Source organism: Hallerella succinigenes (assembly GCF_002797675.1).
GTDB lineage: Bacteria > Fibrobacterota > Fibrobacteria > Fibrobacterales > Fibrobacteraceae > Hallerella > Hallerella succinigenes.
Window position 1 is genome coordinate 3,095,965 of the sequence record NZ_PGEX01000001.1, and the last position, 12,260, is coordinate 3,108,224.

Annotated in this window: 9 protein-coding genes and 6 pseudogenes; 7 read left to right on the forward strand and 8 right to left on the reverse strand. The window is 50.5% G+C overall.

Translation table 11 applies throughout. The annotated features are described in order from the left end of the window. Positions 1-2 precede the first annotated feature (2 nt). Both BGX16_RS14250 and BGX16_RS14255 read right to left on the reverse strand, forming a co-directional pair. Positions 3-1,688: an AMP-dependent synthetase/ligase gene (locus tag BGX16_RS14250; RefSeq protein ID WP_157798082.1), complete on the reverse strand. Its 1,686-nt coding sequence runs from the start codon at positions 1,686-1,688 to the stop codon at positions 3-5. 160 nt (positions 1,689-1,848) lie between these two features. Then, the gene (locus BGX16_RS14255; RefSeq protein WP_100425318.1) at positions 1,849-3,165 is read right to left on the reverse strand and encodes an ISL3 family transposase; all 1,317 of its coding nucleotides are present in this window, start codon (positions 3,163-3,165) and stop codon (positions 1,849-1,851) included. Between the two features lie 335 nt (positions 3,166-3,500). Between BGX16_RS14255 and gdhA the strand changes: the two genes are divergently transcribed. The 5 genes and pseudogenes from gdhA to BGX16_RS15335 all read left to right on the forward strand — a co-directional run. Continuing rightward, entirely contained in the window at positions 3,501-4,850 is a 1,350-nt protein-coding gene (gdhA, locus tag BGX16_RS14260; protein ID WP_100426874.1) for an NADP-specific glutamate dehydrogenase, read from the forward strand. Positions 4,851-5,195: 345 nt separating this feature from the next. Next, positions 5,196-5,417, forward strand: coding sequence for a hypothetical protein (locus BGX16_RS14265; RefSeq protein WP_015731874.1), 222 nt, complete (start codon positions 5,196-5,198; stop codon positions 5,415-5,417). A 60-nt stretch (positions 5,418-5,477) separates the two neighbouring features. Beyond that, positions 5,478-5,819, forward strand: a complete 342-nt coding sequence (locus BGX16_RS14270) for a putative toxin-antitoxin system toxin component, PIN family (RefSeq protein WP_241899591.1) — start codon at positions 5,478-5,480, stop codon at positions 5,817-5,819. 137 nt (positions 5,820-5,956) lie between these two features. Continuing rightward, positions 5,957-6,292 (forward strand): annotated as a pseudogene (locus tag BGX16_RS14275) (IS21 family transposase); the annotation flags it as partial. A 25-nt stretch (positions 6,293-6,317) separates the two neighbouring features. Then, a pseudogene (locus BGX16_RS15335) lies at positions 6,318-6,461 on the forward strand (AAA family ATPase); the annotation flags it as partial. A 192-nt stretch (positions 6,462-6,653) separates the two neighbouring features. Here the strand turns inward: BGX16_RS15335 and BGX16_RS15310 are convergent. The 3 genes and pseudogenes from BGX16_RS15310 to BGX16_RS14295 all read right to left on the reverse strand — a co-directional run. After that, positions 6,654-6,752 (reverse strand): annotated as a pseudogene (locus tag BGX16_RS15310) (NAD-dependent epimerase/dehydratase family protein); the annotation flags it as partial. Between the two features lie 126 nt (positions 6,753-6,878). Beyond that, complete coding sequence (locus tag BGX16_RS14290) at positions 6,879-7,514, reverse strand: HNH endonuclease (RefSeq protein ID WP_100426661.1); 636 nt, start codon at positions 7,512-7,514, stop codon at positions 6,879-6,881. A gap of 34 nt (positions 7,515-7,548) precedes the next feature. Next, a complete protein-coding gene (locus BGX16_RS14295) occupies positions 7,549-8,568 on the reverse strand; it encodes an AAA family ATPase (RefSeq protein ID WP_100426662.1) in 1,020 nt (339 codons plus the stop codon). Positions 8,569-8,912: 344 nt separating this feature from the next. Between BGX16_RS14295 and istA the strand changes: the two are divergent. Then, positions 8,913-10,081: pseudogene (istA, locus tag BGX16_RS14300) on the forward strand (IS21 family transposase); the annotation flags it as partial. Positions 10,082-10,243: 162 nt separating this feature from the next. Here the strand turns inward: istA and BGX16_RS14305 are convergent. Then, a complete protein-coding gene (locus BGX16_RS14305; RefSeq protein WP_100424606.1) occupies positions 10,244-11,458 on the reverse strand; it encodes an IS256 family transposase in 1,215 nt (404 codons plus the stop codon). A gap of 110 nt (positions 11,459-11,568) precedes the next feature. On the opposite strand from BGX16_RS14305, the pseudogene BGX16_RS14310 reads away from it, so the two are divergent. Beyond that, positions 11,569-11,845: pseudogene (locus BGX16_RS14310) on the forward strand (ATP-binding protein); the annotation flags it as partial. 83 nt (positions 11,846-11,928) lie between these two features. Here the strand turns inward: BGX16_RS14310 and BGX16_RS15340 are convergent. Beyond that, positions 11,929-12,072: pseudogene (locus tag BGX16_RS15340) on the reverse strand (AAA family ATPase); the annotation flags it as partial. Between the two features lie 2 nt (positions 12,073-12,074). Beyond that, complete coding sequence (locus BGX16_RS14760; protein ID WP_157798083.1) at positions 12,075-12,245, reverse strand: hypothetical protein; 171 nt, start codon at positions 12,243-12,245, stop codon at positions 12,075-12,077. Between the last annotated feature and the right edge of the window lie 15 nt (positions 12,246-12,260).

A 12,260-nucleotide genomic window follows, 5' to 3' on the forward strand; every position in this document is an offset into this window, starting at 1 on the left:
ACTTATTCGAGATACATCTTTTCAATCTGGTCGTGGAAACGTTTTTCTACGGCACCACGGCGCAGTTTGAAAGTCGGCGTCATCATTCCCGATTCAACAGCAAGCGGTTCCGCCACAAGCGTCCACTTCTTAATTTGTTCCCAACGATTGAACTTGCGATTCACCGCATCCACATAGGCCTGTAGTGTTTCCAGAATTTCTGGATTTTGGCAGGCTTCTTCCGCATTGAAATCGGCACGCCTTTTTCCCAAAATTCGCATAGCTTCGTCATAGCCTATAAAGAGAAGCGCAGAAACAAATTTGCGATTATTCGCTTCAATCATCGCCGCATCGATCAGCGGATGACGGACGAGTTCAAGTTCAATCGGCACAGGTGACACGTACTTTCCCGTACTCGTCTTAAAGATTTCCTTGATGCGGCCTGTCAAAAAGAGAAAGCCGTCCTTGTCCAAAAATCCCTGGTCACCGGTACGGAAGAATCCATCTTCTGTCCAGGCGGCTCGATTCATATCAGGCATGTTGCGATAGCCTTGGAAAACACTCATGCCTTTCACTAAAATTTCATGCTTTTCGCCGATTTTCACTTCGAGGCTTTCCAGAGGCTTGCCCACGGATCCCATGCGATTTGCCTGAGGCACGTTCACGCTGATCACCGGGCAGCATTCCGTGAGGCCGTAGCCTTCAAAGATCGGGAACCCAATGTTCACCAAAAAGCGGTAAACCGTTTTGTTCAAAGCGCTACTGCCCGAAATAATCCACTTGAACTTACCGCCCAAAGCTTCTCGGATTTTTACATAGACAAGCTTGTCGTAAATCGCACGACGCATCTTGCCGTGTCCCGGAATGTTCTTTTTGGCAAAACGGATTGCGCGATGCACCAGCATGCGCTTTGCACCTGTCAACCTATACTCTCTCGACGTAATCACGTCAGCAAACTTTTCAAGAATTCTCGGCACAAACGTTCCGATTGTCGGGTGCACTTCGTGCGCGATGACGCCTATATTCTTTGGAGAATCGGCAAAGTAAACCTTCAAATGCTTGCGCATGTAAAAGCAGATTACCATGCGTTCAAACACATGCGCCACCGGGAGCACGCTCAAGCCCGCATCCGTTTCAGGCTTTGGATCGATCATCGATTCCAAAGAACCGACCATCGAGAGCATGTTGCGATGCGAAAGTTCCACACCTTTCGGGCATCCCGTCGAACCGCTCGTATAAATGACCGAGAACAAATGGCTGCGCTTGATCGTATCGATCTTGTATTTGAACCATTCCTGCGTTCCGTATTCCCTGGAAAGAATTTCACCCTCTTTCAAAAGGCTCTTCCAGTAAATCCCATTGACCGGAAGCTTTGCATGATCATCAAAGCAAATGATATAGCGGAAACGCGCCATGTGCTTGCGGATTCCCGCATCCAAAACATCCACATTGTCCACGGCCAAAAAACCGATTTCGGAATCATCACACTGGAACTGAAAATGTTCTTCGCTAATGTTCGGAAACAGCGGAACGGTAGGCGCATGGCACACTTCACAGGCTAAATCCGCCACAATCCAATTCGGAGAGGTAGAAGCAATAATGCCAAGACTTTTCCCCTCTCCTACGCCGTATTTCGCAAAAGCAAGCGATGCAAAGAAAAGCAGCTCTTCCAAACGTTTTCCCGAGTATTCTTCCCAAGAACCGTCCACTCTCCGAAACCAACCCGGAAAGTCTTTCGAGCGACACATGTCCAGAAACATGGCCGGAATGGAGTGAAATTGACTCATTTGCATCATTTTGCCTTTTTTTCAAAAATACCTTTTTTCTTTCAAAAAAAAATTGAGGCATCATCAATATGTGTGGTAGCATTTAGGCAGCCTTGCTAGATGATTCTCTCGATTCCGATTCCCATTCGTAGGCTATCTTTACATCGACATAGGAACAGCTCAACATTATCAGCGACAGCATGTTGTTCATGTTCCTGAAGCCATAGGCAGTCCGTATCAGTAGCTTTATCTTGTTGTTCGTCGCCTCGATCCTTGCGTTTGACACGCCCAGCCTGATTGTGTTGAGGATTCCGTCGTAGTTACGCTTGATCTTTGCGTACAGATCCTTGACTGAGCCGATGCGTGAGTGGCTTGCACGCCACAGCCACCTGTCCAGATTTTCCCTGGCATCGTCATAGCCCATCTTCAGGATGATGCGCAGTTCCTCCTTGAGCTGGTATGCCCTGTAGAGACGCGGATAGCGGCTTGCTATGAGTTCTATTTTTCTCTGCTGGCTTTCGTTAAGGTTCTCTGGAGCCTTGCCCAGAGCGTACCTGGAGTTCTTTATCCCCTCCGCGGTGCGGTCCTTCGGGACGCTATCCTTCGTGGGCCTGCCTCGGCCCCGTTTCTGATTGCGGTTTTCCTTGCGGGCCTCCTTCCAGGCTTCCACACGGACCTTGTCCAGGGCTTCTGTCGCCCACTGTACGACATGGAAGCTGTCCACGCACCGTTCGGCATTGGGCAGGAACTCCTCGATGCTTGACCTTATCCACTTGGCTCCGTCACAAGTCACAAGCTCCACGCCCTTGCGCTGCTCTTCGCTGAGTTCCCTCATGAAGAGGTCCAGCACCTCCTTCCCGTAGCCCTCGTGGACCCAGATCACGCAGCGCCTGTCGTGATCCACTACCACCGTTATGTACTTGTGCCCTTTCTTGTAGCTGGTCTCGTCGATGCCTATGCGCCTGAAGATGCAGCCTGCCTTGATCGGCCTTGTGTCCAGGCGATCCCATACGCGGTCGGCAATTTCCCCCACGGTATTCCAGGCGATGCGTAGCTGCTTTGCGACAGCCTTTTTCGACATGCTGCATACGGCCCATGCGACCTGCTGCTCGAAGGCGTCGGTGAAGCCTGACCTGTGGCTTGCCCACGGCACCTTCACCGTTTTTACGCCGCATTTCTTGCACTTCACCCTGTAGGTGTCCATCCTGATGAAGCCCATCTTCGTGCCGAGATCGAGCGTCCGCCATACCCTCTGTTCCCGGCCGTTGTCGTAGAGCTTCCCTTTTCGCCCACAACAGCCGCACCTGCTGGCGTTGCCCTTGGTGAGTCTTACCGTGATGGTGACCGTGGTGTCGGTTTGCTCCTGCTTGACGACTGAACAGCCGTTGACATTGAAGATGGATTTGTATAATTTTGACATGGGCTTTTTCTTCTGTTTTTTTTGGCGATTAAATTTTAGAAAATAGCCCATTTTTTTTTGTTTGATTTAGGCGAAAGTCAACAAAAAAAGGGTGGCGAAGCCACCCACACATGTTGATGAAGAGCCAAAAAATTTTTAGGCGGATTACATTTTTGTCATTTTTTGAAACGTAGCTTTTTGGCGAAATTCCAACAAAAGCCACTTTTGAAAATCTCGCGTTTTTAATTTAACATTTTTGTAACATTTTAAATTTTTTAGGCGAAATTTTTCTGTTTTCGCTATTGTTATATTTTCTCTCGACAAGAACAAACATGTCATTCATTGGAGAAAAAAAAATGGCAATCAAAAACGCATACCTCAAATCTGTCTATGACAAAGTCGTAGCTCGTGACCCGGACCAGGCCCTTTTCCACCAGGCTGTCCGTGAATTCCTCGAATCTCTCGACCCGGTCCTCGAACAGGACAAGTCTTGGGAAACGAACGGTGTTATCGACCGTCTCGTTGAACCGGAACGCGTGATTACGTTCCGCGTCCCTTGGGTTGATGACCAGGGCAAGGTTCAAGTGAACCGTGGCTACCGCGTGCAGTTCAACTCTGCTATCGGTCCTTACAAGGGCGGTATCCGTCTTCGTAACGAAGTCACTCTCTCCATGCTCAAGTTCCTCGGTTTCGAACAGATTTTCAAGAACAGCTTGACCACGCTCCCGATGGGCGGCGGCAAGGGCGGTTCCGACTTCGATCCTAAGGGCAAGAGCGACAACGAAGTGATGCGTTTCTGCCAGTCCTTCATGACTGAACTCTGCAAGCATATCGGTGCTGACACGGACGTGCCGGCTGGTGACCAGGGTACTGGCGCTCGCGAAATCGGTTACATGTTCGGCCAGTACAAGCGCATTCGCAACGAATGGGTTGGCGTTCTCACCGGTAAGGGCCTCTCCTATGGTGGTTCTCTCGCCCGTACCGAAGCTACCGGTTACGGCCTCTGCTACTTCACCCGCGAAATGCTCGCTGACCTCGCAAACGACTCCTTCCAGGGCAAGACTGTCGTGATTTCCGGTTCGGGCAACGTTGCCCAGTTCGCTTGCCAGAAGGCTACGGAACTCGGCGGCAAGGTTGTGACCGTTTCTGACTCCAACGGCTACATCTACGACCCGAACGGCATCAACCTCGACGTCGTTCTCGACCTCAAGAACAACAAGCGCGCTCGTATCAGCGAATACGCCAAGCTCGTTCCGGGTTCTGAATACCACGAAGGTTCCAAGGGCGTTTGGACGGTCAAGTGCGACATCGCTCTTCCGTGCGCTACCCAGAACGAACTCGACCTCGAAAGTGCCAAGGCCCTTATCGCTAACGGTGTGAAGGCTGTCGCCGAAGGCGCAAACATGCCGTCTACTCCGGAAGCTATCGAAGCCTTCCAGAAGGCTGGCGTTCTCTTTGGACCTGCAAAGGCTGCTAACGCGGGTGGCGTGGCTACCTCCGGTCTCGAAATGTCCCAGAACTCTGAACGTCTCTCCTGGACCTTCGAAGAAGTCGACAAGAAGCTCGACGGTATCATGTGCTCCATCTATAAGGCTGCTTCCTCTGCTGCTGCCAAGTACGGCGACAAGAAGAACCTCGTCATGGGAGCAAACATCGCCGGCTTCCTCAAGGTTGCCGATGCAATGAAGTGGCAGGGCGCTGTCTAATCGACATTTTATCCCTAAAAAAGGCGCTTGGCAAAAAACCAAGTGCCTTTTTTTTAAGGCGTGCTTCCGAGGAATCAAGACGCTCTTCAACAGGTATACCGACCGTCGCATCATCACGGACATTTTGACCTGAGGAAAACGGCCACATCCCCGTTCCATCCGCAAAGCAACGGAAAGGTTGCTCTCGGCTATCGGGTTCCTGACCCCCGATGCAGTTTTTGCGGGCAAGATGGACTATCTTATTAGCTTTGCCAAAAATGTCCAAGTTCAACTTGGGCGGGACACTAGGGTTGGCAAACAGCACATAAATAATGTATATCCCTATTTAGAAACATGGAGCGACCTGTGGAAACCGTCCTGAACCCGACTCAATTGCATCTTCTGAAGATGTTTTCCTTTGCCAAGGATTCTAAATCTTTGGAAGAGATTCGTGTTGCCCTGACGGATGTTTTCGCCAAGCGTGTCGAGAACGGCATGGATGCTCTATGGGAGTCCGGCGAGTGGGACAACGAAAAAAATGAAGCCGTCCTGAACGAACACCTTCGGACGCCTTACAAGAACATATGAGAATTGTTCTTGATACGAATTGCCTTTTAGCATCCCTTTCTAAACGGGGTGCTTATTTCAATGTCTGGCGCGGCCTTACAGGAAGGCAAATACACTCTTTGTGTTTCAAACGAAATCCTTGACGAATATGAAGAGATTATTGGACAAAAGACAAATTCAATAATCGCTTCGAACGTTATCCAAACCCTATTGAACGCGCCTTCCGTAGAACTTATCGACACTTTCTTCAGGTTCAACCTTATAAAGGATGATCCAGACGACAACAAGTTTGTCGACTGCGCCATTGCTGGGAATGCAACCTTCATCGTATCGAATGATTCACATTTCAGCGTTCTTCGAGAAATAGATTTTCCGAAACTAATCTTGAAGAGTTTGCAAGAATTTTCCGTCATGCTGCAATAGCTTCAAGCCGTGTCCACACCCACTAACAAAAATATACATTCGTCAAGACAAAAGCCTTTTCAAGGCTAAATAACTTGGTACATGAAGATGCAGCCCTCGTCGTACTTTGGCTTAACATGACGCTGCAATTATGGGGAAGCTTACACTGCCACTACATCCTGCAGGACGAACGCGTCCGCAGGGCTACAATGCACATCAACCGCAAACCCGGCGAGCAGATCGAAGTCGACTGGGCCGGAGACCCCGCATACATCATCGACCCCGAAACGGGGGAACAGAAAAAGGCTTACGTGTTCGTAGGCGTTCTCAACTACAGCATGTATGCCTACGCGGAGGCCTTCCCGGACGAAAAACAGAAGTCATGGAACGACGCACACATCCACATGTTCGAGTTTTTCGGCGGAGTCTCGAAGATGCTCGTGCCCGACAACTGCAAGACCGCAGTGACGCACAACAGGAAATACGCGGACGAACTGAATTCGAGCTGGGTAGCTGACAGGCGGTCTTGCGAACCCGTTGACGGATTCCATACTTGACAGGATAATCCACAACGCCTATACGATAGACATCCGCAGTTCCGACCCGCACAAAGACATCTCCATGCGGGAAATCTACGGACTGGATAAAAAGTTAAGCCGCTAGAGCGGTTTCCTGTATTCCGGTCTGGCGGTTTCCGCCATTCCGGAATGCCGGTTTATTTTCGCCGGAATATTCAGCAAAGCAACGGAAAGGTTGCACTCGGCTATCGGGTACCTGACTCCCGATGAAGTTTTTGCAGGCAAGATGGACTATCTTATTAGCTTTGCCAAAAATGTCCAAGTTCAACTTGGGCGGGACACTATCAAGCCCGACAACCTCGTCCCCGCGGGCCGAAAGCATAGCCATGATTTTTGAGGCGATAAAACCCGCCGCACCTATCACCAGAATCTTCATTTAAGCTTTTGAAAGGGGAAAGCCTTCCCCCCTCGCTTCAGCCACGACACGTCGCGTCTTCCGCTTCCCCATCAAGCGGGGCCTCACACGCCGGCCCCGCAACGCCCCGCTTAGATTCTAAAAAAATTATGCACGATTCCATCTCACACAGTCTGCGAACTTCAACATCAAAGCAGGCGTTTCTGCAAGAACGGAATACTTAAAGCCAAGATTTTCTGCTTTTATATCAAGCATCTGCTTGATTTCTGTTTCGTTGTCGCCTTGCTCCATGTAGCGAAGAACTGCTTGCTGAAACACATTCATCTGTTGGATGAATTCTTTGTAAAACCTTTCTTCACGCGTAGTGCGCAATCCGGGGCGAGTCCCGTTATACATGCGAGAGAGTAGCGCCGCTGTCCGATTCAATGATCCATTCGTTTTCTGCACCTTGAACAGCACCCTGTTTACAGAGAAATCGACTTTTTGCGACATTTCACATTCAACATCAGTCCTGGAAGGATTGCAAATATCATCAAAGCTATTCGATTTCTTTTGATTGCAATACCCACATGCAACAAAAAGATTCTCCCAGCAATTTTCTTTTTCGGGACAATTATCTCGACTTTGCAAATGCTCCACCTGAAAATCGGTAGAACGCTTGCGTTCACAGAGATAACACTTGTCATCTTGGTCGGCGAGAATTGCGGCCTGCACAGAATCCGCCCCATACCCCTTTTGAGCTAATTCAGCCGGAGCAACAGAAGACTTGCGTACGCGAATCATTTTGCCCCCCTGGCCAAATACCTGCGTTTTTGTTCTAGGATTCGGCCAAAGCGCCGTAGGAATACTCCGTAAGATCAGTCAATTCTTCACTATGCTCCAAATCATACGCAATAGCGTTTGGCAATGAACTCAGAATAAATGGAGAATGCGTCGCAACGATAAACTGAACGTTCGGGAACAACTTTGTAAGAATTGGCATAATTTGCCGTTGTAAAGCCAAATGCAAATGGGTCTCCGGCTCATCAATCAACACAATGCCAGGTTTATCATACGCCCTGACCAAAGAACCCGGTTTTTGCATTCTAAGAATCATATCGGCAACTATATCCAAAGCCGCAGCATACCCAGCGGAAAGTTGTGTAAACTTGAATTTTTTCCCAAACGAATTTATATAGAACGAATAATCTGTATAATCAAAATCGAGTTCAAGTTTTGAATCGCCAAATAGATTGCGAAGCACATCCTGGAAACTATTGAACCAGTTGTTTATATTTTCTGCGTCCTGGTAGTTTCCTTCATTACGAGCAAGAGCGGCCTGCACCTTATTATCGGCAAGAAATTTCAGGAATTGTCCCACCTTATTGTGGGATAAATCATTTGGTCTGGTTAAATCAGGCTTTTCAATGGAATGAACTTCTTCGAATTTGGGATTACGGAATGTTTCATAATAAGCAAGAATAAAATCGTTATTGCCATAGGCATCCGTCATAGCTATCGGGTCATTAAATTCTATTACAACCTTACCGAAGTAAAGTTTTTTTTCATCCTCTAAATTTTTAATTGCCTGTTGATATTGTCTTTTTTGGTGTTCGGGCGTAGTGTCGTTAATAGCACTTTTCCAAGACAAGATAGTATTCTCTATGTTCAATCGATTTGCAGATTTGTCGTTACAAACCAATTGCAGGTGTTCCGCAATAGCTTTAATCAGTTGCGTCTTGCCAGAACCATTCTGCCCGGTTATCAGCAAATGCTTTGGCGAATCGCCCAAACTAATCGTAAATTCATTTAAATGAAGTATTTGGTTTACTTGGATTTGTTTGATGTAGAATTGCATAAAAACTATTTCCTATTTTACACCCTAAAAATACATAATTCATTTTGACACTTTGTGACAAAATGAGATTATTTTTTGAAATACAACGAGAAAAAGCGCAAGAGGGGCGTTAGCCCCCTCTTTTGCGCTTTTCTTAGCTGAAATTTGCCCTACCTCAGCGGGTTCTTGTCGATTGATTATTCCGGCGTACTTTGAGCCACCAGTCCGGTGCTAGAGAGCCACCCTTCCGGAAAATGCGGAGCCACCGTTCCGGTCGAACAGAGCCACCCCACAAACGGTCAAGAAAAACTCTATAATGGGATAGCCCGTCGCAATGTCGCGACGGGCTTTCCAATGGAGGTCACATGACCAAATACCGCGAAATCCTCCGGCTGAAGCATCTCGGCTTCAGCGAGAGGAACATCGCAAGGACGGCGGGCGTATCCCGCAACACGGTGAAACGTGCCGTGGAGGCGGCGAACGCGGCCAGGATCGACTGGACGCATGCCGAAAGCATGGACGACGCGACAATCGAGAAGGCGCTCTTCCCCGACAGGAAACCGGCACAGCCGAGCCACTCGATAGACTTCGAGTACATCCGCAAGGAGCTGCTCCGGAACGGCGTGACGAAGAAACTGCTTTGGACCGAATACTGCGAGAGCTGCCGGCTCTGCAACCGCGAGCCGCTCATGTACTCGCAGTTCTGCCACTACATCCAGCAGGAGGAACAGAAACGCAGGGCGACAATGCGCATCCCCCGCCGCCCCGCGGAAACCGTGGAGGTGGACTGGGCCGGGGACCCGGCGCACGTCATCGACCCGGACACGGGTGAACTCATGGACGCCCACCTGTTCGTCGCGACTCTGCCGTACAGCCAGTACACCTACGTGGAGGCGTTCACCGACGAGAAGACGAGGAACTGGATCAGGGCGCACGTGCACATGTACGACTACTTCGGCGGGGTGACCACGATGCTCGTGCCCGACAACTGCACGACGGCGGTAAACCACTCCCGCAGCGACCGGTACACGGCGCAGCTGAACCGGACCTACGGCGAGATGGCGGAACACTACGGGACGGCCGTCGTCCCAGCAAGGGTGCGCCACCCCAAGGACAAGGCGAGCGTCGAGGGCAACGTCGGCAAGATATCCTCGTGGATAACGGCCGCGCTTCGCGACGAGGAGTTCTTCTCGCTCGCGGAACTGAACGAAGCCATAAGGGAACGGCTGGAGACGTTCAACGCGCGCCAGTTCCAGAAGAAGGAATGCAGCAGGCGGGAAATCTTCGAGAGCGAGGAACGCCCCCTGCTGAAGCCCCTTCCCGCCACACCCTTCGAAGTGGCGGAGTGGAAAACGTCGACGGTCCAGTTCAACTACCACATCGCCCTGGACGGGATGTACTACTCCGTACCCTACCAGTATATAAAAAAACAGGTGGAATCGCGCCTGACCGACACCGGACCGCCGTGGAGGTCTTCTACGGGCACGAACGCATCGCGAGCCACGCGCGGCTGCGCGGAAGGCCCGGCCAGTACGGGCGGTTCTACTCGGTAAGGTTCACCAGGCAGCCCGACCTGCTGATGGACCTGTCCGCCGCGGAAGACAGGCACGCCCTCGAAAACGCGTTGCAGAAGTACACCAAGCCGACGGGTAGTGTCAAGGGTTTTTCGCAAAAATAGTTTGTCCCAACATCAGATCTAGGCTACATTTCCGTCCTTTTCCTGTTCCCGTTTCAGCTCGTTCTCCTTTTCCATCTCGTAAAGATGCTTCATGTTCAGGTATCTCTTGGTACCCCATTCCTTCGTGGCGATATGCCTTAGCCTAGCGCACACAAGCATCAGGGCAGATTCCCCGTCCGGGAAGCAACCCACAACCCGAGTCCTTCTGCGTATCTCCCGGTTCAGGCGTTCCAGGATGTTGTTCGTCCTTATGCTGCGCCAGTGTTCGTGCGGGAAGTCGAGATAGGTCAGCGTCTCCATCACGCCCTTGCGGTAAAGGTCTGCGGCGGATTTTAGCCCCATATCGCGCAGTTTCTGTTCTACGTCGGCAACCTTTTTCAGTGTCGCCTCCTTGTCTTCCTGGGCGTACGTAGCCTTCAGCAGGGGCATGGCCGAAGCGAGCTTGTTGCGAGGGATCTTTGTCATCAGGTTCCTGAAAAAATGCACCATGCAGCGTTGCCATTTCGCATCCGGGAACACTTCCGAGGCCGATTCCAGGAAGCCCAGGTGTTTGTCCGATGTGAACAGCCGGACGCCATTCAGGCCACGTTCCCTGAGGCTTACGAGGAAGCTACGCCAGCATTCCTTGCTTTCGCTTGCGCCCTCGCATGCTCCGAGTATCTCCCGGTAGCCGTCTTCGGACACCCCTATCGCGACAAGTACCGAGACGCTGGTCATTTCGCCGCCCCAGCTGCGCTTCAGGTAGATGCCGTCAACGAACACGTAGGGGTATTCCCCGCCTATGGCCCTGTTTCGCCATTCCTCGATCTTGCCGTATACCTTCTGGTTCAGGTTGCTGACGGTCGAGGCGCTGACCCGAGAGCCCCACAGGAGCTCCGTGACGTCTTCCACGCGGCGCACGGATACTCCCGCCAGGTACATCTCGATGAGAGACTCCTCCACGGACGATTCCCTGCGTCTGTAGCGCTCGATGATGGCGGTCTCGAACGGGGCCAGGCGCAGCTTGGGTACGGACAGGTCGACCTCTCCGGCGGAAGTCAGAAGCTTGCGGTGGTAATGACCGCTGCGGTAGTTCCTGCGCTCGTCAGTCCGCTCATGCCTTTCCGCGTTGCACAGCTCCGCGGCTTCCTCGTCCAGCATCGTGTTGAGGGTTTCCTCGATGGTCTTTCTAATGACTCCTTTCAGGTCGTTCTTGAGGCCTTCTTCGTCGATTTTGATTATATTGTTGTCCATAGGATGGTCCTTTTTAGGTTGATTTGTGATTATTTCAAATCTAAAAATTGGAACATCCTATTTTTTTTACTCCCTTAGAGGAATTTGCGAAAGAAAATATACGTTACCAGCCGACGCTCCTCATCATCGACGAATGGCTGCTGTTCAAGCTCCGCGAGAACGAGGCCAGGTTGCTGCTGGAGGTAATCCACAAGAGACGCAAGAAATCGTCGACCATATTCTGTTCCCAGTACGAGGAAAAGGACTGGTACAACCAGATATGCGACGGCGAAAGCACCCTTGCTGACGCCCATCATGGACCGGATATCGTTCGACTCGTACAAGATAAACATCGAGTACATCGACAAGTCGGTTGACAAGTCCATGAGGGAAGTGTATGGGCTGAACCCGTCGGAAGTGAATATTCCGGCGAAAATAAACCGACATTCCGGAATGGCGGAAACCGCCAGACCGGAATACAGGAAACCGCTCTAGCGGCTTAACTTTTTATCCAGTCCGTAGATTTCCCGCATGGAGATGTCTTTGTGCGGGTCGGAACTGCGGATGTCTATCGTATAGGCGTTGTGGATTATCCTGTCAAGTATGGAATCCGTCAACGGGTTCGCAAGACCGCCTGTCAGCTACCCATTTTTGTAAGCTTCCCCATAACAGAACCTCCAAAAATCTTCACAACCTCACTAAAATCAGATTGCTCTATCGGATTAAATTCCGCAACCTCCGCAACCTTTTCAGCCAACTCAATAATTTTATCTTTAGACCAATTACATTCTTTAATTTCTTCATTCATAAAAGAGGCCTCTTT